Annotated in this window: 18 protein-coding genes; 11 read left to right on the top strand and 7 right to left on the bottom strand. The window is 34.4% G+C overall.

What is annotated here, in order from left to right:
- The first annotated feature begins 5 nt into the window (after positions 1–5).
- The 6 genes from J2X17_RS17215 to J2X17_RS17240 all read left to right on the top strand — a co-directional run bounded on the left by J2X17_RS17215 (position 6) and on the right by J2X17_RS17240 (position 10,163).
- Positions 6–386, top strand: coding sequence for a TraR/DksA family transcriptional regulator (locus J2X17_RS17215; protein WP_026983623.1), 381 nt, complete (start codon positions 6–8; stop codon positions 384–386).
- Between the two features lie 84 nt (positions 387–470).
- Positions 471–1,070 carry a lipoprotein signal peptidase gene (locus tag J2X17_RS17220; protein WP_310300792.1) on the top strand — a complete coding sequence of 200 codons (600 nt, stop codon included), beginning with the start codon at positions 471–473 and terminating at the stop codon, positions 1,068–1,070.
- A gap of 231 nt (positions 1,071–1,301) precedes the next feature.
- Entirely contained in the window at positions 1,302–4,481 is a 3,180-nt protein-coding gene (locus J2X17_RS17225) for a UvrD-helicase domain-containing protein (RefSeq protein ID WP_310300794.1), read from the top strand.
- A 71-nt stretch (positions 4,482–4,552) separates the two neighbouring features.
- The gene (gene kbl / locus J2X17_RS17230) at positions 4,553–5,746 is read left to right on the top strand and encodes a glycine C-acetyltransferase (RefSeq protein WP_310300797.1); all 1,194 of its coding nucleotides are present in this window, start codon (positions 4,553–4,555) and stop codon (positions 5,744–5,746) included.
- A 112-nt stretch (positions 5,747–5,858) separates the two neighbouring features.
- A complete protein-coding gene (locus tag J2X17_RS17235) occupies positions 5,859–7,334 on the top strand; it encodes an OmpA family protein (protein WP_310300799.1) in 1,476 nt (491 codons plus the stop codon).
- Between the two features lie 63 nt (positions 7,335–7,397).
- On the top strand, positions 7,398–10,163 hold the full coding sequence (locus tag J2X17_RS17240) for a PD-(D/E)XK nuclease family protein (RefSeq protein WP_310300801.1): 2,766 nt from the start codon (positions 7,398–7,400) through the stop codon (positions 10,161–10,163).
- 507 nt (positions 10,164–10,670) lie between these two features.
- On the opposite strand, the gene J2X17_RS17245 is transcribed toward J2X17_RS17240, so the two are convergent.
- The 3 genes from J2X17_RS17245 to J2X17_RS17255 all read right to left on the bottom strand — a co-directional run bounded on the left by J2X17_RS17245 (position 10,671) and on the right by J2X17_RS17255 (position 13,892).
- Positions 10,671–11,450 (bottom strand): alpha/beta fold hydrolase, encoded by a 780-nt coding sequence (locus J2X17_RS17245; RefSeq protein ID WP_310300804.1) that lies wholly within the window; start codon positions 11,448–11,450, stop codon positions 10,671–10,673.
- A 175-nt stretch (positions 11,451–11,625) separates the two neighbouring features.
- On the bottom strand, positions 11,626–12,429 hold the full coding sequence (locus J2X17_RS17250) for a TIGR00266 family protein (RefSeq protein WP_310300807.1): 804 nt from the start codon (positions 12,427–12,429) through the stop codon (positions 11,626–11,628).
- A gap of 170 nt (positions 12,430–12,599) precedes the next feature.
- Positions 12,600–13,892 carry an aminopeptidase P family protein gene (locus J2X17_RS17255; protein WP_310300809.1) on the bottom strand — a complete coding sequence of 431 codons (1,293 nt, stop codon included), beginning with the start codon at positions 13,890–13,892 and terminating at the stop codon, positions 12,600–12,602.
- Between the two features lie 697 nt (positions 13,893–14,589).
- Between J2X17_RS17255 and J2X17_RS17260 the strand changes: the two genes are divergently transcribed.
- Together J2X17_RS17260 and J2X17_RS17265 are read left to right on the top strand one after the other, a co-directional pair.
- A complete protein-coding gene (locus J2X17_RS17260) occupies positions 14,590–14,961 on the top strand; it encodes a hypothetical protein (RefSeq protein WP_310300812.1) in 372 nt (123 codons plus the stop codon).
- Positions 14,962–15,033: 72 nt separating this feature from the next.
- Positions 15,034–15,213 (top strand): hypothetical protein, encoded by a 180-nt coding sequence (locus J2X17_RS17265; RefSeq protein WP_310300815.1) that lies wholly within the window; start codon positions 15,034–15,036, stop codon positions 15,211–15,213.
- Positions 15,214–15,425: 212 nt separating this feature from the next.
- Here J2X17_RS17265 and J2X17_RS17270 read toward each other — a convergent pair whose 3' ends face one another.
- Positions 15,426–16,787, bottom strand: coding sequence for a hydroxymethylglutaryl-CoA synthase family protein (locus tag J2X17_RS17270; RefSeq protein ID WP_310300818.1), 1,362 nt, complete (start codon positions 16,785–16,787; stop codon positions 15,426–15,428).
- Positions 16,788–17,108: 321 nt separating this feature from the next.
- Between J2X17_RS17270 and J2X17_RS17275 the strand changes: the two genes are divergently transcribed.
- From J2X17_RS17275 to J2X17_RS17285, 3 genes are all read left to right on the top strand, one after another.
- On the top strand, positions 17,109–17,774 hold the full coding sequence (locus tag J2X17_RS17275; RefSeq protein WP_310300823.1) for a succinate dehydrogenase cytochrome b subunit: 666 nt from the start codon (positions 17,109–17,111) through the stop codon (positions 17,772–17,774).
- An 11-nt stretch (positions 17,775–17,785) separates the two neighbouring features.
- Positions 17,786–19,786, top strand: a complete 2,001-nt coding sequence (locus J2X17_RS17280; protein WP_310300825.1) for a fumarate reductase/succinate dehydrogenase flavoprotein subunit — start codon at positions 17,786–17,788, stop codon at positions 19,784–19,786.
- A gap of 77 nt (positions 19,787–19,863) precedes the next feature.
- On the top strand, positions 19,864–20,610 hold the full coding sequence (locus tag J2X17_RS17285; RefSeq protein ID WP_310300827.1) for a succinate dehydrogenase/fumarate reductase iron-sulfur subunit: 747 nt from the start codon (positions 19,864–19,866) through the stop codon (positions 20,608–20,610).
- 135 nt (positions 20,611–20,745) lie between these two features.
- Here the strand turns inward: J2X17_RS17285 and J2X17_RS17290 are convergent, their stop codons facing one another.
- From J2X17_RS17290 to J2X17_RS17300, 3 genes are all read right to left on the bottom strand, one after another.
- Positions 20,746–22,740: an OmpA family protein gene (locus tag J2X17_RS17290; RefSeq protein WP_310300830.1), complete on the bottom strand. Its 1,995-nt coding sequence runs from the start codon at positions 22,738–22,740 to the stop codon at positions 20,746–20,748.
- A gap of 12 nt (positions 22,741–22,752) precedes the next feature.
- Positions 22,753–23,664, bottom strand: coding sequence for a PorP/SprF family type IX secretion system membrane protein (locus J2X17_RS17295; RefSeq protein ID WP_310300834.1), 912 nt, complete (start codon positions 23,662–23,664; stop codon positions 22,753–22,755).
- Between the two features lie 139 nt (positions 23,665–23,803).
- The coding region (locus J2X17_RS17300) for a T9SS type B sorting domain-containing protein (protein WP_310300837.1) at positions 23,804–25,492 on the bottom strand (1,689 nt) is incomplete at its 5' end.

Raw genomic sequence — 25,492 nt, forward strand, 5'->3', positions numbered from 1 at the left:
GTACCATGATAGATGAAATTACAAGATACTCTGATGCTGATTTGGCAGAGTTCAAAGAAATAATTCAAAATAAAATACAAAAAGCACAAGCCGATCTGGATTTAATTAAAAGTGCTTACATGAATGATTTGAATAACGGAACAGATGATACTTCTCCAACTTTTAAAGCATTTGAAGAAGGAAGCGAAACGATGTCAAAAGAAGCGAACTCACAGTTGGCTATCAGACAGGAAAAGTTTATACGCGATCTAAAAAACGCATTATTCCGTGTTGAAAATAAAACATACGGTATCTGTAAAGTAACAGGTAAGTTAATAAGCAAAGAAAGGCTTAAAATCGTTCCTCATGCTACTATGAGTATCGAAGCTAAGAATTTGCAACGATAAAACATATTTAATTGAAATTAACGCTCCGATTAGGGGCGTTTTTTTTGATTAAATTGTTACTTTTGCCCATCAAAAATTTATAAAATGTCATTACGAAAAGCGTATCTCCTTATATTTCTTGTTTTACTTGTTGATCAGATTTCAAAAATTTATGTAAAAACTAATTTTATATTGGGTGATGAATATCCTGTTTTTAGTTGGTTCAAAATCCATTTTATTGAAAATGAAGGAATGGCCTGGGGAACAAAAATTCCCGGAGAATACGGAAAATTAATTTTGACAGTTTTTAGAATTTTTGCCGTTTTCGGAATTGGATATTGGTTAGCCGATACCATCAAAAAACGTCATTCTAATTATTTGATCGTGGCGATTGCGTTAATATTCGCAGGTGCTGCCGGAAATATATTAGATTCTGTTTTCTACGGGGTAATTTTTGATGACAGTACTAATAATTTAGCAACACTTTTTTCGCCTGAGCCATACGGAACCTGGTTTCACGGTTTAGTGGTAGATATGTTTTATTTTCCAATTTGGGAAGGTAATCTGCCAACTTGGCTGCCTGTTTTTGGTGGAAAGCACTTTATGTTTTTCAATGCCATCTTTAACGTTGCCGATATGGCGATTTCTACAGGAGTTGGTATTTTGCTGGTTTTTAATAAAAGAGCATTTCCTAAAACTGCATAATTATTTAAAATTCCAATAAAGTAAAATTCCAAATTCCAATTATTTGAAGCTTTCAGAGCAGCATATATTGGAATTTGGAATTTCTATTTTTGCATAAAGATATTTGGAATTTGGAATTTCACCTTATTGGAATTTTCATTTACTCCAAGCGGATATTGGAATTTGGAATTTTGCATTATTGGGATTTGATATATTATTGTGCTATTTTTACAATACTAAAAAACCAAACTTATGCAAAGTCCGTCTTTCTCTATTTATGATGCATCGGCAGGTTCAGGAAAGACTTATACTTTGGTCAAAGAATATTTGAAAATTATCCTTTCTTCTCCTAAAAATGATGCTTATCGTAATATTTTAGCAATCACTTTTACCAACAAAGCCGTTCACGAAATGAAAAGCCGTATCGTTGGGAGTTTATCTGAATTTACCAAAGACGAACCTTCGGCGAAAGCCATGGATTTAATGGAAGATTTATCTCGTGAAACCGGACTTTCAGTTATTAAAATCAAAATAAAATCTCAAAATATAATCAAGCATTTAATTCACAATTATGCTGCATTTGATATTTCTACTATTGATAAATTCACGCACAAGGTAATACGCGCCTTTGCTCACGATTTAAATTTGCCAATGACTTTTGAGGTAACTTTAGATACCGAAAATTTATTGGTAGAAGCAGTTGACGCCATTATTGCACAAGCCGGACTTGATGAAACTTTGACAAAATTACTGATCGATTTTACGATGGAAAAAACCGACGATGACAAAAGTTGGGACGTTTCGCGTGAAATTCTGGAAACAGGAAGATTGGTTTTAAATGAAAACAATCGAAATGAGATTTTGCATTTTCACGATAAATCGATTGAAGAATTTGTTGTCATAAAAAAGAAAATGTCGGTTTTATGTGCCGATTTGGAAAAAGAAAATACTGATTTAGCAATTGAAGCTCTTTCTTTAATTGATAAAAATGCTATCGATTTAAAATCGTTTTCAAGAGGAACTTTTCCAAATCATTTAGAAAGTATTCGTGAAGGAAAATTCAATCCGAGAAACAAGACTTTTCATGAATTTGATGATATTGCAATTAATAAAACTGCGCAAGACCGAGCGTTGATTGAAAATATTATTCCCGAATTACTTCAGACTTTAGATAAAATCTATAAGAATTTTGAAAAACGAGATTTTTACAAGGCTTTTCTAAAAAATATAACGCCGCTGTCCTTGCTAAATACGGTTAGTAACGAGTTGGCTAAAATTCAATCCGAACAAAATATTTTGTCTATTTCCGAATTTAATGCAATTATCCATCGTGAAATTCAGAATCAGCCGGCGCCTTTTATTTACGAGCGTTTAGGAGAGCGATATCGCCATTTTTTTATTGATGAATTTCAGGATACTTCTGAGATGCAGTGGCAAAATTTAATTCCTCTAATTGATAATGCACTTTCTGGTCAGGACGATTTTGGAAATAAAGGAACGCTAATGATTGTTGGTGATCCTAAACAGTCTATTTATCGTTGGCGTGGTGGGAAAGCGGAGCAGTTTATTGAATTAGGTAAAGAGGTGAATCCATATAATTGGGAAGAAAATCCATTTAGTAATAAAGATAAAAAAGTAAAACATTTAGATATAAATTTCCGAAGTTATAGTGAAGTAATTGAATTTAATAACGCATTTTTTAAGTTGATTTCGGCTGAATTTACTAATGAAGATTATAAAGATTTATATGAAAATCACAGTTTTCAGAACTCAAATTCCAAGAAAGGCGGATATGTAAACATTTCATTTCTTCCTATAATTGAAAAAAATGAATTTGCCGATGAAGAAGAGGTAGTCGAAAAATCTGATTTGTATGTTTTGGCGACTTTAAATACGATTCAGAAAGTGCTTCGCGAAGGTTTTGAGTATAAGGACATTGTGATTTTAACTCGAAAAAGAGACCAGGGAATTGCGATTGCGAATTATTTAACCGAACAAAATATTCCGCTTTTATCATCAGAAACATTAATGATTCAGAATGCTACGGAAGTGCGCCTAATTATTCATTTGCTAAAATATCTGAACAATAGTATCAATTTAGAAGCGAAGGCTAATTTTCTTCATTTCCTGGCAAGTACAAAAAAAGTTGAGATGCCAATTCATGATTTCATAGCTGCGGGAATGTCGCAAAGAATTGAAAATGATTTTGAAAAATGGCTCTTAAGTTTTGATGTGTCGCTTTCTTTTGAAGATATTCGGAAAAAATCGTTGTACGAAGCGGTGGAGATTATCATTTCTAAATTTATGCTGTCTTCAGAAGGAAATGCTTATGTGCAGTTTTTTCTTGATATTGTTTTAGAACGTGATATTAGAAATCAGGCAGGAATTGCTGATTTTCTGGAGTACTGGGATAAAAACGCAGCTAAATTTAGTATTCCATCTCCAGAGGGGAATAATGCTGTCCGCATTATGACCATTCATAAGTCAAAAGGCTTGGAATTTCCGGTTGTAATCATGCCTTTTGCGGAGGAAGATTATAATCGAAAACCCAAAGATAAATTATGGCTTGACGCTGAAGATGCTGATTTAGGTGTTCCTAAAGCTTTGATCGATAATAGTAGTGCTGTCGAAGGTTTTGGCGAAAGTGCTTCAATGGTTTTTAATCTGAAAAAGCAAGAAGAATTACTTGATAATATCAACGTTTTGTACGTTGCGTTAACACGTGCGGAAGAACAGTTGTATGTTATTTCTCAAACTGTTAAAGAAAAGAAGGACGGAGAATTTCCAAATAATATGGCCTCTTTTTTTATTAAATATCTGATGCATACAGGAGTTTATGATCCTGAGAAATTGGAATATGAATTTGGGAATAGAACCAAGCTTTCAACATCAAATAAAACCGTGGATTTAGTGAAGGAGATTCCAGTCGTTTCAGAAGTTTTAAATCCAAAAAATATAAAAATCGCTCAAAAAGAATCTTTAATGTGGGGAACACATCAGCAGGAAGCGATTTCTTATGGAAATGTTATTCACGAAATTTTGGCTTTTGTAAAAGATAAATCTGATGTTGAACTGGCTGTGACAAAAGCAATCGAAAATGGTTTGATTACTTTTGATCAGACGGATAAGGTTTTAAAGACAATTTACGAAATAGTGACCCATCCTGAATTGAGTATTTGTTTTGATGGAAAAAATAATGTCCTGACAGAACAAACTATAGTTCAGAAAGAAGGGCGAATCCTGAAGCCAGACCGAATTGTTCTGACTGAAAATCAAGAAGCCTATTTGCTGGATTATAAAACAGGCGCAATTAATTCAAAATATGCGCAGCAAATTCAGGAATATCAGGATGCAATTGAAGATTTAGGATACAAAGTGTTAAAAAGGGCATTGGTGTATATTGGAAACGAAATCGATGTAGTAAATTTGTGAAAAAATTAGTCAGTTGTTAATAGCTTAATTAGTGTAAGTTGTTAATTTTTAACATATTAAACATAGTAAAAATGTACGGTAAAATTAAAGAGTATTTGCAGAATGAATTGCAAACAATCGAAGAAAGTGGAATTTTTAAGAAAGAACGTATTATCACGTCAGAGCAGGGAGCAGAGATAACCATCTCAACAGGAGAAAAGGTTTTGAACTTCTGTGCTAATAATTATTTAGGTCTTTCTTCACATCCTGAAGTTGTGCAAGCTGCTAAAGATACAATGGATACTCATGGTTTTGGAATGTCTTCAGTACGATTTATTTGTGGGACACAAGATATTCATAAAACATTAGAAAAAAAGATTGCGGATTTTTATGGTACAGAAGATACTATTCTTTACGCAGCAGCTTTTGATGCTAACGGCGGTGTTTTTGAGCCTTTGTTAGGAGAAAATGACGCGATAATTTCTGATAGTTTAAATCATGCCTCTATTATTGATGGAGTTCGTTTGTGTAAAGCGGCTCGTTATCGCTATGAAAACAGCAATATGGATGATTTAGAGCAACAGTTAATCAAAGCTAATGAATCTGGATCACGTTTTAAACTGATTGTTACCGATGGTGTTTTTTCTATGGATGGTCTTGTGGCACCTTTAGATAAAATTTGTGATTTGGCTGATAAATATGATGCAATGGTAATGGTTGATGAATGTCATGCTGCTGGATTTATTGGTGCAACTGGAAAAGGTACGCTAGAAGCAAAAGGTGTTATGGGGAGGGTTGATATTATTACCGGAACATTAGGTAAGGCTTTGGGAGGCGCCATGGGAGGATATACAACTGCGAAAAAAGAAATTATTGAGTTACTACGCCAACGTTCAAGACCATATCTGTTTTCTAATTCACTTGCTCCTGCTATTGTTGGGGCTTCGATCAAAGTTTTTGAATTGCTGGAGAAAGATACTTCTTTACGGGATAAATTAGAATGGAATACTAATTATTTTAAAGAAGGAATGAAAAAAGCTGGTTTTGATATCATCGATAGCGATTCTGCTATCGTACCAGTTATGTTATATGATGCAAAATTATCGCAGACAATGGCAAATGAACTTTTAAAAGAAGGAATTTACGTTATTGGATTTTTCTTTCCTGTAGTTCCAAAAGAAAAAGCAAGAATTAGGGTTCAATTATCTGCTGCACACTCTAAAGAGCATCTAGACAAGGCGATAAGTGCATTTAAAGTTGTCGGAAAAAAGTTAAAAGTTATATAATTCCCATTTTAAATAATTTTTGTAGGTTTTTTTTAACATTTCATTTTGTATTTAAAAATTTTGGTGTTACTTTTGTCTGTAATTAACTAAATTGTAATTAAAAAAATTAAGTATGAAACATCTTAACAAACTTTTAGTTGCTGTGATGATGGTGATGGGTTTAAGTTCTCACGCACAAGACAGTAACAATCCATGGGCTATCTCTTTTGGAGTTAATGCCGTTGATACAAGAACAAGTTCTGGTTCAGGACATGGTTTCTTTGATCAGCACTTTTCTCAGCTTTTTGCTGCAAATGACAACTGGAATATTCTTCCTTCTTTATCTTACATTGGTGTGAATAGATATGTAGGTAGCGGTTTTTCTGTAGGCTTACAAGGATCTATAAACAAAATTGACAAAGCTGTTTATTTTGACTGGCATCATGCTGGCGTAGATGGTAGAGGTAACTATGTGTCAAATCCTGGTGATTTGATGTATTATGGTATCGATGCTACTATCAAATATAGTTTCCAGGAATTAATCAAATCTAAAGTAATCGATCCTTCGTTATCTGTTGGTGGAGGTTATGTTTTCTTAGGAGATGATAGTTTTGGTACTGTTAATCCAGGTGCAGGGGTTACTTTCTGGTTTACTGATGCAATTGGTTTATCTTTAGCTACAGCTTACAAATGGGCAGTTGCTCCAGCTGATCCTCCAGGAAGAAATGATTATAATGGTGTTATTGATACTCCATCTCATTTCCAACACACTTTAGGTATTACTTTCAAATTTGGAGGTAAAGATACTGACGGAGACGGAATCTACGACAAAGATGATGCTTGTCCAGATGTTGCTGGTTTAAAACAATTCAATGGTTGTCCTGATACTGACGGAGACGGAATCGTTGACGCTAGTGATGCTTGTCCAGATGTATTTGGTTTAGCTGCATTAAACGGATGTCCTGATACTGACGGAGACGGAATTGCTGATAAAGATGATGCTTGTCCAGATGTTGCTGGTTTAGCTGCATTAAAAGGTTGTCCTGATACTGACGGAGACGGAATCGCTGATAAAGACGATAAATGTCCTACAGTTGCTGGTCCAAAAGAAAATGGTGGTTGTCCTTTCTTAGACGCTGATAAAGATGGTGTTGCAGATAAAGATGATGATTGTCCTACAGTTTACGGTCCTGCTTCTAACAGAGGTTGTCCTGAAGTAACTACTGAAGCTTTAGAAGATCTTAAAGTTCAAGCTAGAGCAGTTTACTTTAACTCAGGTAAAGCTACTTTCAAAACTGGAGACAAAGAAACTCAAGCTAGATTAGATGCAATCAAACAAATCCTTATCAACTATCCAAATGCTAAATTTAGCATTGAAGGACACACAGATAGTGATGGTTCTGAAAAATTCAATCAAAAACTTTCTGAAGATAGAGCTGCTGCAGTAATGAATGGCTTAATCGAAAGAGGAGTTAATGCTGATAACTTAGTTTCTCAAGGTTTTGGTGAGTCTAAACCAGTTGCAAGTAACAAAACTGCTGCGGGTAAAGCACAAAACAGAAGAACTGAAATTAGACATATTGGTTCTAAATACGAAGGTAAATTGTAATTTACTCTCTAAATAAATACTAAAAGCCATTCTTAATTGAATGGCTTTTTTTATTTTTATCAAATGATAAATATTTCTTTTCTAGAAAAAATTGCAACTATTATAATTCAGGATTTTTCTACAAAACTTGCTGATACAACTATAATTTTACCTAATAAAAGAGCTAAAGTCTTTTTGGTTGAAGCTTTGAAAAAAGAAACTTCTCAAACGATTCTTTCGCCTCAAATTATAAGTATTGAAGATTTTGTTCAGGACGTAGCTTCTATTCGTTCTGTAGATTCAATTGAGTTATTATTTGAATTTTATGAAGTTTATCTTTCTGTTACTGAAAAACAAAATCAACAATCATTTGAATTGTTTGCCAATTGGGCAAAAACCCTATTGCAGGATTTTAATGAAATTGATCGTTATCTTTTAGATCCTTTACATGTTTTATCTTATTTGAAAGATATTGAAGATATTAAGAAATGGGGAATTGAAGTTGAAAACAAAACAAAGCTTTTAGAAAACTATATTGACTTTTGGAAACTTCTGCCTTTATATTATAATTCTCTTTACGAACATTTGCTCAATAAAGCAATTGGTTATCAAGGACTCATATATCGTGAAGCAGTTAATAATTTGAACCATTTTTCAAACACAATTTCAAATCGAACTTTTATTTTTGCCGGATTTAATGCTCTAAATGCTGCCGAAGAGAAAATAGTACAACATCTTCTTTCTTTGGATCAGGCTAAAATATATTGGGATGCTGATCAGACTTTCTTAAATGATCCCTATCATGATGCTGGTCTTTTTGTGAGACGGTTTAAAGAAAATTGGAAACATTATAAAACAAATCCTTTTCAATGGATTGTAGATGATTTTTCTCAATCTAAAAACATCCAGGTTATAGGAACTCCAAAAACCATCGGACAAGCAAAACTTACGGGTAGTATTATTGAAAATATAATTAAAGAAAACGAAATTTCGTCACTTGATAAAGTTGCGATTGTGCTTGGAGAAGAAAATCTTTTAATGCCGGTTTTATACGCTTTACCTTCGTCGGTTGGTGCTTTGAATATTACAATGGGATATTCAAGCAAAAATAATCCATCGCAAATATTAATTGCTAAATTGTTTAAAATGCATACCAATGCGCTTTCACGAAAAGGGGATAGTTATGTTTTTTATTATAAAGATGTCTTGGATATTTTGACTCATCCGTTAGTTGAGCCTTATGCTAGAGCTAATAATTTGGTAAAGATTATCAAAGAAAATAACTATACTTTTATCACGCATAACAGATTAATTGAACTTGGTCAAAATTCGTCAAACCTATTTTTATTATTGTTTCAAAAGTGGGAAAATGGGGCATTAGCGGTTCTTGAGAATATTTCCAGCCTTTTACTTTTAATAAAAGAGAATTTTAGCAATGATAATGAAGACGAGAAAATAGCTAAAACTTTTGTTTATGCGATTTTTAAAGTCATTAATAAGTTAACCAACTATTATTTGCAACACAAACACATCGATAATATTGATACATTGTATGCAATTTATAAACAAGTCATCGATGTTGCTGAAGTTTCTTTCGAAGGAGAGCCTCTTCGCGGACTACAAATCATGGGTGTTCTTGAAAGTCGTGTGCTGGATTTTGATACTGTTATTGTAACATCGATGAATGAAGGTAAATTTCCGGCTGGAAAATCCCAGAATTCTTTTATTCCTTATGATGTAAAGAAAGAGTTGGGATTGCCAACTTTTAAGGAAAAAGATGCCATTTATACCTATCATTTTTATCACTTATTACAGCGGGCCAAAAATATTTATCTAATATATAACACAGAAAATGATGGATTAGATGCTGGTGAACGTAGCCGTTTTATCACGCAATTAGAAGTCGAAAAACAACCAAAGCATAATTTAACTTTTGATATCTATAATCCAGTTTTGCCTACAACTGCATATCAGCCAATGGTTGTTCCGAAATCAGAAGCGGTTATGGAGCGTTTGAGAGAAATTGCTGTTGCTGGTTTTTCTCCTTCTGCATTGACAAGTTATATTCGAAATCCGATAGATTTTTATTTTCAAAAGATACTTCGAATCAGGGAAGTAGAGGAAGTAGAAGAAAACATCGCCTTGAATACGCTCGGAACGATTATTCACGAAACCTTAAAATCATTGTACGAACCTTTTATTGGCAGGTTTATTTCGGAAAATGATATTTTCAATTGTTTCAAATTGTTAGATGATGAAGTGCTTAAGCAATTTAAATTGGTTTACAAAGAAGGTGAAATTAAAAAAGGCCGAAATCTCTTGGCTTTCGAAGTTGCGAAACGTAATGTTTCAAATTTCCTAAAAATGGAAATGGAATCCATTAATAACGGTGATGCAATTCAAATTATCGCTTTGGAAAAGACATTTGGGCGCGAATTAACTCATCCTGGTTTGCCGTTTCCAGTTTTAATTCAGGGAAATGTCGACAGAATTGAATTACGCAACGGAAAGATAAGAATCATCGATTATAAGACTGGAAAAGTCGAAAAAGCAAACGTAGTGTTGAAATCATGGAACGGATTAACGCAGGAGCTTAAAAACGACAAAATCATTCAGGTTCTGGCGTATGCGTTTATGTTTGAAAAGGAAGCCAGGGAATATCCAATTGAAGTGGGTATCATTTCATTTAAAAACCTGAAATCCGGATTTTTGCCTTTTGGATTTAAAGAAGAAAAAGAATTGAACATTACGGTTACGAAAGAAATTTTGAATAATTATCTGAACGAGATTGTAATCCTGTTAAACGAAATCTTTGATGTCAATATTCCTTTTGAAGAGAAAATTATATAGGAATTATATATTTTAATGAAACTTCCCAATTTAGAGTTTTAAATTTCCGAAAATATGTTTACTTTTTATGTTTTTCAAAAAGCAATTTTTAAGGTTTTATTCAACAATGTATTTTCTAAAAAGGCAGAAATTATCTTTCAAATAAAAAAAAGGCCTTAAGTGTCAGATTGTTAATTGAATTTTCATAATCTTATTGTTGTATTCTTAAAAGAATATTCTCTTTTTGTTAGATTTTATTGTATAGTATATTTTAAAAACGAACAAAATGTATAGGATGAATAAAAGTGATTCTGAGAGATATTATAGCCCATTTTTTAACAAATGTTCGTTGAGCAATTACAATTATTAAAATATCTTTGACGCTTCGTAAAGAGGACTTATTCAGTTTGATGAGAGTAATCACATCAGCATCAAGATATATTTTAGAATAAAGATTTTTTGCCCCCACAAATGATAAAAAGGCCGTTTCGATATTTTGAAATGGTCTTTTTTGATTTTTGGATTGTCTTATTTGTTGAAAAAATCCAATAAAGTAGTTTTTAGTTCTTCTTTATTTTCAATATGGCTCATATGGCCATCTTCAAAAGTAACAAGTTCTGCAATTGTATCTTCGATTTGCGTAATGCTTTCTTCGTAATTTAAAACAGGATCTTTTTGTCCTAAAATCAATAAAACGGGAAAAAGGTTTTCCTGTAAAAGGTTTTCTCGGTCTTTTCTGATTTTCATTCCTTCGAGTGAAGCTATAATTCCTTGTAATGGTGTTTTTAAGGCTTCATTTTTCACTTTTTCAATTTCATTAGCCAGTCTTGTTCTGTTGTTTTCACTAAACAAATTAGCAATCGCTAAACTCACAAAATTTACATAATTTTGTTTAACCGCTTTAATGGCGCGAGTTCGGTTTAGTTTTTTTTCTGCACTGTCTTCTTTTGAAGTAGAATTTAATAAAATTAATTTTTTGATATTTTTCGGATATAATTCGGCGAAAGCCAAACCAACATAACCTCCCATTGAATGTCCTAAAATAATAGCTTTTCGAATATTTGATGCCAACAAAACTTCATGAACAACATTTGCATTATCTTCCATTGTATGAACATATCCTAAACAATCTGATTCGCCGTGACCTAATAAATCAATTGTGATAATGCGAAATTGTTCGGAAAAAAAATTAACATATTCCTGCCACATTTTTTTGTTTTCCAGAAAGCCATGAAGGAATACGATTGCATTTCCCTCACCTGAATCGGTATAGGATATTTTAGTATTTTTAAAAAGAAGCGTTTTCAAAATGGGATTTTAATGATGAAGTACAAAGATAAGAAAGGAAAAATTATATCAGGAATATAACTTTGTTTTGACTATAAATTGCTGCATAATGATATAAATTTTTTTATATCAATTGCACGATGATATAAAAAAAAACGGCTTATAAAAGAAAGCCGTTTTAATTATTTGATTGGAATTAAAAACGATTATCACCATCCAACAGATTTCCAAGTCCACCAAGTAAGCTACCTTCTTCACGGCTATTTCCACCTGATCGCGGAGCCGATGCAATGATTCTGTCAGCCAATCTGCTAAATGGCAAAGATTGTATGTAAACGGTACCAGGACCTTGCAAGGTTGCGTAAAACAAACCTTCTCCTCCAAAAATAGAGTTTTTGATTCCGCCTATAAATTCAATGTCATAATTTACATCTTTTGTAAAACCTATGATGCAGCCCGTATCTACTTTTAGCACTTCGCCTGCTGCTAATTCTTTTTTAGCCATAGTTCCGCCAGAATGAACAAATGCCATTCCGTCTCCTTCTATTTTTTGCATGATAAAACCTTCGCCTCCAAATAAACCGCGGCCGAGTTTTTGGGAAAATTCGATTCCAACCGAAACACCTTTAGCAGCACATAAGAAAGAACTTTTTTGGCAAATAAATTTACCTTGAAATTGTGTCAGATCAATTGGGAGAATTTTTCCCGGATATGGCGAAGCAAATGAAACTTTACTTTTGGTGTTTCCTTGATTTAAAAATGCGGTCATAAATAAGCTTTCGCCTGTAAGAACTCTTTTACCGGCATTCAAAAGTTTTCCAAACAAACCTGATCCCTGTTGTTGCGATCCATCTCCAAATATAGTTTCCATCTGGATGTTGTTTTCCATCATCATAAAACTCCCTGCTTCGGCAATTACTATTTCCTGCGGATCAAGCTCTATTTCTACATATTGCATTTCTTCTCCAAAAATCTGATAATCTATTTCGTGTGCTTGCATGATTTCTAGTATTTTAGTTTTCTAAATAAGTCGAATGTCTGTTTACAATGTTACAAATAAGAAATGAAATTTTAATGACATGAGATTTGATAATTCATAATAAAAAAATGGCTAACATTTCTGCCAGCCATTTCTGTCTTTTTTCTTTAATCTATCTTCTATGTTCTCTTTTAAGAATTCATCAAAGTTTCAATCTCATCCACTTCAACCGGAATATTACGCATCAAGTTAAAAGGAGCTCCTTTTTCCTGAACCACAACATTGTCCTCCAAACGAATTCCGAAACCTTCAGCTGGAATATAAATTCCAGGTTCAACCGTAAAAACCATATTGGCTTTCATTGGTTCGTGAAGCAACCCGTAATCATGTGTGTCAAGTCCCATGTGGTGCGAAGTTCCGTGCATGAAATATTTTTTGTAAGCTGGCCAATCCGGATTTTCGTTCTGAACGTCAGCTTTATCAATCAAACCTAAACCAAGCAATTCCGAAGTCATGATTTTACCCACTTCAATATGATATTGTTTCCAAAGCGTTCCTGGAGTCAACATTGTTGTCGCTTCATTTTTAACTCTCAAAACTGCATTGTAAACTGCTTTTTGTCTTTCAGAGAATTTTCCGGAAACCGGAATTGTTCTCGTCATATCGCTTGAATAATTAGCATATTCTGCCGCAACGTCTAACAAAATTAAATCTCCCGCTTTACATTGTTGATTGTTTTCGATGTAATGCAAAACATTCGCATTGTTTCCTGAAGCAATAATTGGCGTGTAGGCAAAACCTTTAGAACGGTTTCTGATGAATTCATGTGCTAATTCAGCTTCGATTTCATATTCGGTAACGTTTGGTTTTACAAACGAAAGCAGTCTGCGGAAACCTTTTTCTGTAATATCACAAGCTTGCTGAATCAAATCGATTTCTTCACTCTCTTTTACAGAACGAATACGCTGTAAAATTGGGTTGCTCTTTGCTACATTGTGTGCAGGATAACGCTCTTTCCACCATTTTATAAAACGAGCCTCACGAGTTTCTGTTTCCACAGTTGCACGATAATGTTCGTTAGTATTGATGTACATAGTATCAGCATACGTCATCATTTCGTTCAAAATTTTATGAAAATCCTGCAACCAATAAACCGTTCTAATTCCCGAAACCTGATATGCGCGTTCCTTACTTAGTTTTTCGCCTTCCCAAACTGCGATATGATCGTTGGTTTCTTTTAGGAAAAGCATTTCTTTTTGGCTCTCATAAGGCGCATCCGGAAACAAAAGCAAAATACTTTCTTCCTGATCTACACCGCTCAGGTAAAAAATGTCACGGTGTTGTGCAAACGGCAAAGTGCTGTCGGCACTCACCGGATAAATGTCATTAGAATTGAAAACGGCAACACTGTTAGGTTTCATTTCTGCCGTGAATTTTTTGCGATTTTTTACAAAAAGAGCGCTGTTTATTTGATGATATTTCATAATAACTAAATTTTTGAACTTCGAATTTTCAAAATTACTGTTTTTTGAAGAAGTAGCGCAAAATAGATTTATTAAAGTTTTCTTATTTGTTTTTAGGGTTTGCCACGAAGACACAAAGTCGGTAATTTTTTTAATTGAAAAGTATGTTGAGTTTACGGAAAGTTGCTAAGGTTATTTTTTTACTCGCATAGTTTTGTCATCTTGACGAAGGAAAGATCGCACTAATAACTCTACAAAGATTGGCAAGTTTGTTTCACACAGATTTTTAACCTTAGCAACTTAACCTCTCAGAATCTCAGAATCTTTATGAGGGCGTGCCCCTCCGGGTCGGGCTTTCGGCTATATCTTTTATTCCGCTCCGCTTCATAAAAGGATACCGCCTCTATCCCTCACGCAAATCTGATTTTCATAAGAAGTCGGTCTTTGCTTTTTAAGGGCTTCTCTTCCATGCTTTAAATCTTATAAAAACCCGTGTTATTGCTTCTCTTATGGTTATTCTTAGTACTGTGGCAATAGGTTTTTTGTTTTTTATATTGAAAAATGGAATCTAAATGTTATTAAGTTGTGTGGTTTTTGTTTCGGGATTAGGTTTGCTTCTCTTTAGAGTGGAAGAAAATGAATTAGTTTTGAAATAAAATTGTAGTTTTAATTTGTATTTTTGTTTTACTGAAAAAATTGATAATCCAAAGCGAAGCAATTGAATAAAAATCTAAAATATCTAATTTCACTCTTTCTGGTTTTTGCCATGATTGCGAATGACGGTATTTCAGTTTCTCCATCAAAATCGGCTGAATATTATCAATCTTCATTTGTAATTTTAAGGCAGGAATTAGACTTTAGAAAATCTCGTTTATACGTATTTAATCAAGTTTTTTATCAGGTGAAAATTGCGTTTTTAATTCCGATAAATTATCTGGAGTTTAAAAAGGTTTGCAGTTTTCAAGTTCAGGTTGTTTTGAAATTACGCACACTTATTCATCAAAACATAAATTCATTTATAAGACAAGCTGTTTTTGTAAATGAAACCATCACTTCAAACAATATATATAAAAGTTTATACAGCGCTTAGGTTTTTCTGGGCAATTATGCGCTACAACGTATAAGATGATAAAATAATGTCTAATCATTTATCATTTTCAAAATGTATAAACATAAAAATAAAAGACGTTTAGAGCAATCTAAACAGCCATTTCATTGGCTTAAAAGAAAACTTATCTTAATTATGACGGCTTTTATGCTCGGAATGTCAAACGGAATGAATGTGCATGACGAAGCTCTTAAAGGAAATCAAACCTATACAGAACAGCATAAGAAGGACTAGTGAACAGTTTGTAAGTCATTGCGAGGAACGAAGCAATCTCATCTCGTATATCACAGTATTTGCTTTTACTAGTGTGGTTGCTTCGATCCTCGCAATGACAAAATTGCGCATAAAAAAAACCTTTGTCAAAGTTTGAAACTTTAGCAAAGGTTCTGCGCATTTAATTAATTGGAATTTGGTTCCGAAGCTTCGGGATTAAAAATGGGAATTTCTTAATCAACCCATTTATAATATCTCGCCCCAGTCAAATTAGGGATTTCTTTTTCAATTCGGTCTAAAATCCATTCGTTTTTAGGAGTTCGGATGCTTTGTTTTTGTTGTTTTTTGTGAAGGCTTTCATAAGTTTCAAAACCAATTTCTACACTTTCTGCTAAATTTTCAAAAAGTTTGGTTTTGTCTAAAGCTGATTGCCATTCTGGTTGAATTGTTCCTTCAAAAACTTTTGATTTAGATCCGCTTCCGTAAGCCAGAAATCCGAATTTTTTTCCGGCAACTTCTTGCTTTGTGTCAAAATAATGAGCCAAAGTTGATAACAATCCCATGAAAATAGAACCTGTATAAAGGTTTCCAATTAAAGAAGAAGCCAATTCTGCAGGCTGTAATTTATCGGTTACAAACTTTTTATAGTCGTCAGATTTCGCAACTTCTTTAATTTTAGTTTGATAATCTGCTGGCTCGATATTTTCTGAAATGATTTTATCAGCATGATCTAAAGCATAAATTTCAGATAACATTCTTCTTCCTTGAAAAGAGTAGGGAAGGTGCATGATAATACTGTTCCAGGAATTGTATAAAGTTTCGGTTGTATTTTTTAATTTCTTAAATGAAAAGTAAGCATTACGCGTACGATCCATATAACATTGATTTGAATATTGACCATCAAAAACCGGCTGGTCTTTATGAATTTCGATTTCGGCTTCTAAATTATCAAACCAAGGATCGTTATTTTCGTTTTGTGTTATTGCTTCTTTCGAGATAGTTCTGTAAGGTTTGAAAAAGTCAAAAACACCTTTTGTACTCGTTGCCCAATTCTCATCAAAAGCTATAATTCTTGGGTTTGACGTTACCAGCATTGCTAAAGCTCCAGCACCTTGAGTATATTCTCCAGTTGAATTTAAATCGTATTTGGCAAAATCAGTTGTAACCACAATTGCTTTCTTCGTCGGATTCAGTTTTACAAAATCAATACAGTTCTGCAAAGCATCAACGCCACCAATACAGGCAAAAGTAAAATCAACAACATCACATTCGGCTAAAACATCTTCTCCAAATTTTTGTTCCATTAAACTGATTAAGAAAGAGCTGATTGGTTTCGAACTGTCAATGCCGCTTTCGGTTCCAACATAAATGCGGCTAATTTCGTTTAGGTTTATATTGTTGTCAAGAATTAGTTTAGTTAAAGCGTTTGCTCCAAAAACTACCGCGTCCTGATGAACGTCCGGTAAAGTCATTTTAATTAATCCAAGACCTTTTTCTAATTTTTCGGGTTCAATATTTCTGGCAAGAGCCAAAGTTTTGATGGGTAAATGTATGTTTGCTACGTCAAAAGAGATAGCATCAATTCCTGTTTTCATTCTCATTTTTTTTGAAGCCGATAAAGGTAAAATTATGCTGTTAAAATTCCGCCGTTTTTGGGCATTAAAATCGCGCATGATATTATTTTTGAGGAAAATAAACCAAAAAGGACAAAAAAATAGCAATTTGGTAATTGCATATAAATCATAAATTCACGAAAGCGCTTTGTGAAAAAGTGCTATTTTGTTGTTTTTAAATAATTTGCAGTAATCTCACGGAAAGCTCTTTAAAATCATTATAAATAACAACGAAATGGTTGTAGTTCATGTCTATTTGCTTTATTTTTGTTTAATTTTTTAAAACAAACTACTTAAACACTTATGGCACAATCTGCACTATTGAATGCGTCCATCTTAAAGAAAGTCGCTATGGCACTTTCGGGACTATTCTTAATCACGTTTTTAGCGCTGCATGTTTCCTTAAACCTAATTTCTATTTTTAGTGAAAACGTTTTTAACGAGGCGTCACATTTTATGGGATACAATCCGCTAATTCAATATGTAATGCAACCTGTTTTAGCATTTGGAGTAATTTTCCACTTTGTTATGGGATTTGTATTAACTGCTCAAAACAGCAGTGCAAGACCAATTGCGTATGCAAAATACAATGGAGCAGCAAATGCTTCATGGACATCTAGAAATATGATTATTTCGGGATTAGTTGTATTGGCATTTTTAGGATTGCATTTTTATGATTTCTGGGTTCCTGAAATTGCATATAAATATGTAAGCGGAACAGCACCTGACGCGACAAGATATTATGGAGAGTTAGTGCATAAGTTTCATGATCCAATTCGTACAGGATTATATTGTGTGGCTTTTGTGTTATTAGGGTTTCACCTTTGGCACGGATTCGGTTCATCTCTTCAGTCAATGGGGATGCATAACAAATATTCTCGTTTCTTAAGTAAAGTTGGTTATGGATTTGCGGTTGTTGTACCGGCACTTTTCATCATCATCGCACTATTTCATCATTTCAATAATTAATATCAATTATAATGGCATTAGATTCAAAAATTCCACATGGTCCAATATCGGACAAATGGACAAATTATAAAGATCATATTAATTTAGTAAACCCTGCTAACAAACGTAATTTAGATATTATCATTGTTGGTACAGGTTTAGCTGGAGGTTCTGCAGCAGCTACTTTAGCTGAGTTGGGATATAACGTAAAAGCTTTCTGCTTTCAGGATTCACCTCGTCGTGCACACTCTATTGCAGCACAAGGGGGAATTAATGCAGCAAAAAATTATAAAGGTGATGGAGACTCAGTTTACAGATTGTTTTACGATACTGTAAAAGGAGGAGATTACCGTGCAAGAGAGGCAAACGTTCATCGTTTGGCTGAAGTTTCTGCAAATATTATTGACCAGTGTGTGGCTCAAGGAGTGCCATTGGCTCGTGAATACGGCGGACTATTAGATAACCGTTCTTTTGGAGGAACTTTGGTGTCGAGAACATTTTACGCACAAGGACAAACAGGACAGCAATTATTGTTAGGAGCTTATTCTGCAATGAACCGTCAGATCGGTCGTGGAAAAGTAAAAATGTACAACCGTCACGAAATGCTTGACATTGTAATCGTTGATGGAAAAGCAAGAGGTATTATTGCTCGTAACTTAATTACAGGAGAGATTGAAAGACATTCTGCTCACGCGGTAGTGATTGGTTCTGGAGGGTACGGAAACGTATTTTTCTTATCAACCAACGCTATGGGAAGTAACGCAACAGCAGCTTGGAAAATTCATAAAAAAGGAGCATTTTTTGCAAATCCTTGTTACACACAAATTCACCCAACATGTATTCCGGTTTCAGGAGATCACCAGTCAAAACTGACTTTGATGTCTGAATCTTTACGTAACGACGGTCGTATTTGGGTGCCAAAATCTTTAGAAGATGCGAAAGCAATTCGTGAAGGAAAGAAAAAAGCAACTGATTTGTCTGAGGCAGAAAGAGATTATTTCTTAGAAAGAAGATATCCTGCTTTTGGTAACTTAGTGCCTCGTGACGTTGCGTCTCGTGCTGCAAAAGAAAGATGTGATGCTGGTTTTGGTGTTAACAAAACTGGAGAAGCTGTTTACTTAGATTTTGCTGCAGCTATCAAACGTTACGGAACTGAAGAGGCTTACGTAAAAGGTTTGGATGCTAATGATGCTGCATTAGTAACTAAATTAGGAACTGATATCGTGAAAAGTAAATACGGAAACTTATTTCAAATGTATTTAAAAATTGTTGACGAAGATCCTTATGTAACGCCAATGATGATTTACCCTGCGGTTCACTACACCATGGGTGGGACATGGGTTGACTATAACTTAATGACTACAATTCCTGGTTGTTTCTCAATTGGAGAATCTAACTTCTCTGATCACGGAGCAAACAGACTTGGAGCTTCTGCTTTAATGCAAGGTCTGGCTGATGGATATTTCGTATTACCATATACTATTGGAGATTATTTAGCTCCGGATATTAAAATGGGAGAAATTTCTACAGATTTACCAGAATTCGCAGAAGCAGAAAAAGCTGTAAAAGATCAAATCGACAGATTTATCAATAATAAAGGAACTCATTCTGTAGATTATTTCCATAAAAAATTAGGAAAAATCATGTGGGATAAAGTTGGTATGGCGCGTAATGCTAAAGGTTTAACTGAAGCTATCGAAGAAATTGCTGCTTTACGTGAAGAGTTTTATAAAGATGTAAAAGTGCCGGGAAGCGCTAACGAATTTAATCAGGAATTAGAGAAAGCGACACGTGTTGCCGATTTCTTAGAATTAGGAGAGTTGTTCGCGAAAGATGCTTTACACCGTAATGAATCTTGTGGAGGTCACTTCCGTGAGGAGTACCAGACAGAAGAAGGAGAAGCACTTCGTGACGATGAGAATTTTGCATATGTTGCAGCTTGGGAATATAAAGGAAAACCAAGTGATGCCGTATTACACAAAGAACCTCTAGTTTACGAAAACATTAAATTAGTACAGCGTAGTTACAAATAGCAATTAGTCAAAAGACAAAAGTTTAAATGTCAAACGACTTTCGACTTTCGACTTTATGACCTTCAAACTAAAACAGTATGAAACTTACATTAAAAATATGGCGTCAGAAAAACGCCCAAGATAAAGGGGGAATTGTTGATTACCCAATCGACGGAATCGAGCCAGATATGTCTTTCCTTGAAATGCTTGATGTTCTTAACGAACAATTAATCAATAAAGGAGAAGAGCCAGTTGCATTTGATCACGATTGTCGTGAGGGAATCTGCGGAATGTGTTCATTATTCATCAACGGAGAAGCACACGGACCAGACAGAGGAGTTACAACTTGCCAACTTCACATGCGTATGTTTAAAGATGGTGATACAATTTTTATCGAGCCATTTAGAGCAAAAGCGTTCCCGGTTATTAAAGATTTAGTTGTTGACAGAAGTTCTTTCGACAGAATACAACATGCTGGAGGTTTTATCTCGGTAAATACTTCAGGAAATACAATTGATGCCAATACAATTCCAATTAATAAAGACGATGCAGACAAATCATTTGATGCTGCCGCTTGTATTGGTTGTGGAGCTTGTGTTGCAACTTGTAAAAACTCATCTGCAATGTTGTTCGTTGCTGCCAAAGTATCTCAATATGCCTTATTGCCACAAGGTAAAGTGGAAGCAGTTGATCGTGTTTTAAACATGGTACACCAAATGGATGCTGAAGGTTTTGGTAATTGTACAAACACAGGAGCTTGCGAAGTAGAATGCCCTAAAGGAATTTCTCTTGAAAATATTGCGCGTATGAACCGTGAATATTTGGCTGCAAGTTTGAAAGGATAATATAGTATCTCTCAGACTTAAGCTAGACAAATACAGTAAAAAAAATAGCGACGAAAATTTTCGTCGCTATTTTTTTTTATATCTATTTTGGAATTTTTAATTAAAGATATATTTCCTCGTACTATCTGATAAATGTTACAACTTAGTAATAATAAACTCTGAGCGTCTGTTGGCTTGGTGTTGTTCTTCGGTACAAGTTGATACATTGGTTGGTTCACATCCGCAGTCATTAACCAATTGTGATTCTCCATATCCTCGTCCTGTCAATCTCTTTGGATTAATTCCTTTTTTGATAAACCAGGCAATGGTTGATTTGGCTCTTCGGTTTGATAATTTCATGTTATAAGCGTAGGTTTGTCTACAATCGGTATGGGAGCGAACATCAATTTCTAAGCTTGGATATTGATTTAATACATCCAATATTTTGGCTAATTCAAATTCAGCTTTCTTTGTTATATTAGATTTATCTAAATCAAAATAAATCATTTTTATGCCAAAACATTTCCCCAAATCATCTCCAATAGTAACTTTACATCTTACAGGGTCCAGGATTAACGGTAAATCCGTTTTTCCGGTTGAGCCAGGTATAACGATATTTTTCTCATTGGTATTGTATTCTATTTTTTCTGCTCTTACAAGATATGACTTGCCACATTCTACAGCAAAGGAGTAGTTTCCATTATCATCAGATATAGTTGAATTTATTTCTGTTGACAAGTTGTCAAATAGGATAATTCTCACCTTGGCAAGTGGTAGTCCGTTTTCCTTATCAGTTACTACACCCGATAATGACTGTTGACAAGTATAATCTATTTTCTTAATTTCAGAAAAACTATAGATATCGTCATTTCCTTGGCCGCCATCTCTGTTAGAACTTATAAATCCTGTTCTTGTTCCTTCATTAATTAAAAAAGCAAAATCATCTTTAGGGCCATTCAGGGGTTCTCCTACGTTTATTACATTCCCGAAATTACCGTTTTTGTCTAATTTCGAGACAAAAATATCCAAACCTCCGAGGCCAGGATGTCCATCTGAGGCAAAATACAGTTCGTTTTCTGCAGTTATCATCGGAAAAGTCTCGCGTCCTTCGGTATTTATACCTTTTCCTAAATTGACAGGTGTTCCAAAACTGCCATCATCATTAATTTTTACTTTGAAGATATCAGATGCTCCTAAAGTTCCGGGCATGTTAGATGCAAAATATAAAGTTTTATTATCGGCACTTAAAGCAGGATGGGCAACACTATATTCATTACTGTTAAATGGCAATTCTTTTATATTGGTCCATTTATCGTCCTGTAATTTTGCCTGATAAATCTTCAATAGGGTAGTTCCTTCCTTATCTTTTCCCTTTTTGGTTAAATAATTGTTTCTGGTAAAATAAACGGTATTGCCGTCTTTTGTAAAAACAGGAGTAGATTCATGCAATTTAGTATTAAGCATTCTACCATAATTTTTTACGCCAGATAATTTTCCTTCGGAATCCATTTCGGCAGAATAAAGATTTGTAAAGCCTTCTCCAGTCCAGGAATGTTTTTTCGTTATAACGCTTCCTGTGTCTCTCGCGGAGGCAAAAATTATTTTATCTTTATAAAATGCACTTCCGTAATCTGAAAATTTTGAATTAATTCCCGCATTTTGAATTTGATAGCGACCCGAGTTCTTTTTGATAACATCCAGGTAGTTTTTTTGGGTTGTTGCCAATTCTCCACGAGAGTCCAATCCGTTTATTTTATTGAATAGGGTTATCATCTCATCGGCTTTTTTGTAATCTTGCGTCGCTTTTAATGATTGGGCATAACGATAATAATATTCTGGCGCTATATCCTGAGTAAATGAAAATAACTCTTTGTACCATTTGGCGGCGTTGTCTAAATCAGCTTTGAAATAATAAGAGTCTCCAAGTTTTTCAAGCATATCTTGTGACTTATATCCTTTTTCATAAATGCGCTCATAAGTTTTTATAGCATCAATGTAAGCATATTGAGCGAACTCTTTATCTCCCTTAATCTCTTTTGTCTTCTGTGAATAAGCATTCATCGAGCAAACAAATATCAGCAGGAACAATAGTTTGATTACTGCTGAATTTTTAAAATAGTTTCTTCGAAACTTGTAAATTTCCGTTTTCATAAATAGTAAGTTTTAAAAGAATCTTGGTGAAACTATTCGATTCATTTTGTTAGGTAATTCAAATCGCAAAAATATTTCATGAGATCCTGAATTGTAATTGTGTAGTTTAGTGGTTTCTAAATCGTAACCATAACCAATATACATACCATTGGTAATTTGAAAACCTGCCATAGCACTTGCTGCGGCACTCCATCTCCAGGCTAATCCCAAAACAAATTTCTCATTAAACATAAAATTTCCCGACACATCCAATTGTAATGGAGCACCAGATACACCTTTTAGTAAAAAAGCAGGTTTAAACTTTATACTGGGAGACAAATCAAAAACATAACCTCCTATTAAATACAAATTCATTTTTTCTTTATTGACAATAACATCATTGTCATTATATCTGTTGGTCTCTAATAAATTAGGTGCCGATAGCCCTAGATATAATTGATCAGAATGGAAATATATCCCTGCTCCTACATTAGGGGAAAAGCTATTATCAAAGTTTTGCAAAGAGGGATCATTCGCGTTTTTTGGATTTAATTTATTAGGATCCAAACTAAAAAAGTCAGCACTTCCTTTTATTCCAAAAGATAATTTATATCTGTAGGAAGTTTCAATAGTATAAGATAAATCTGCGGATAGTGTATTCTCCTGAGTTGGTCCTAACTTATCATTGACCAAAGAAAGTCCTCCACCTAAATTTTTTCCCAAAGGCGAATTAATTGAAATGCTACCAGTTTTTGGTGCGCCTTCCAATCCTACCCATTGGGTTCTGTAAAGCCCAAAAATACTCATCACACCTCGTGATCCCGCATAAGCGGGATTCACATTAATGGTATTATACATATATTGTGTATACTGAGCATCCTGCTGGGCATAACTCCCTAAACTAGTTAGGAGTAATATTGCGAAAAATGTTTTTTTTATTTTCATGTGTAAATCCTTTTTATTTGTTTTTTTAGAATATTATCTGATTTTAATCAATCAGTACATTACTGATCTCCCACAGCTTAAGGTTCTGAAAAAAATTATATAAGGGGACAATAATTATAATTGCCCCCTGTATATTCTTCTATTTTGTTAGATATAGATACCCAGCTTTACTTAAAATTCGTCCTTCAAAATCTGTAAATTTCAAAATGTAATAGTAAGTACCATCAGGTAATCCTTCTGACTGTTTTATCGTAACTCTTCCATCAGAAAAGCCTTTAAATGAAACCTCATTATTGTTATAACCTTCTGCAGAATAGACAAGTACTCCCCAGCGATTGTAGATTTCAACTGAATTCTTAGGGTAACAATCTAAACCTTCAATGTGTAAATAATCATTGGCTCCGTCACCATTTGGAGAAACTAGATTAAACACTTCTACTTTGCAGCCACTAACAATGATAACCGTTGGTTCATCTTTTGTATTACTATTTTCATCAGATAAATCTTTAACAATAATACCTCTTGGACTTGTTCCTGAGGCAGTTGCCTGATTAGAAACACTGCCTTGATTTAAATCTTGAACTGTAATTGCATAAGTTCCGGTGAAACTTGTACTGTCACTTTCTCCAGGTAATAAAGAAATTGGTCCTCCAGAAACTACAACTCCTGGTAGGGGATCATTGATTGCAATATTAATCAATGGTACATCTCCTGTATTGGTTACTACAAAATTATAGCGAATCTTTTCTCCTACTTGTGCTAATCCATCTCCATTTTCATCAAGAAACGTTGCAGTTTTCACTAAAGCAATGGCCGGATTTTGCGCAAGCACTTTAATAGTAGCAATTGCACTATCACAGTTTGTTGGATTAATTACATCACAAATTGTGTAGTTCACAATATAAATTCCCGAAGCTGAGTTAGGAGATACGCTTATAGTACCATCATCATTCAATGTTAAGCCAACTGGAACCGTAATTCCTGTTAGTTTTACGTCTCCTCTACCTAGTACTATAGGATTACCGTTTAGGGTATCATTCTCTAGAACGACACCTGTTCTACCTCCTGGATAACTATAAATTTGAATTCCAGTATAGTCATCATCAACTGCATCGATTATTGGCATTCCTACCGGAATTGTTGCAATTGCCGTATCACAATTTGTATCATTCAGTTTCTCGCAGATTTGGTAAGTTATAGTATATGTAGCCGACGGAGTTCCTGCAGGTACGCTTACTATTCCTGTAACGCGATCAATAACCGGAACTGGTGCTCCGGGAGTTAATGGCGTAGCTGGATTGCTCACCATTACGTTAACATCACTAATCTTCACAGGGATACCGTTAAAAGTATCGTTTGTCAGAACATTACCTACCATTGGGTTACCTAATCCTCCATTCGTTGTTGGCATAACATCGTTTGCCGCATCGATTATATTCAATACAACAATAGTATCGGTTACCGAATCGCAGTTTGATGGTACAACTGCCAATCCTGTTACTGGGTTAACCTCACATATTGTGTATGTGATTGGGTAACTTCCCGATGGGGTGTTTGGCGCAAGGGTCAATACTCCTTTGTCATCAATACTTAATGGTCCTTCCGTTACCGGAGTTACATCTGTATTGTCAGCTGTTACCGGAACTCCGTTCAAAGTGTCGTTTGTAGTTACGTTTCCAACTGTTGTTGGAGCAGTAGTACTTGGAGTTTGCGTTGGATAAACATCCACAACTGCATCAATTGGGTTCAACACTACGATAGTATCGGTTACCGAATCACAGTTTGATGGTACAACTGCCAATCCTGTTACTGGGTTAACCTCACATAT

It is taken from the genome of Flavobacterium aquidurense, from assembly GCF_031458035.1.
In the GTDB taxonomy this organism is placed as follows: Bacteria; Bacteroidota; Bacteroidia; order Flavobacteriales; family Flavobacteriaceae; genus Flavobacterium; species Flavobacterium aquidurense_C.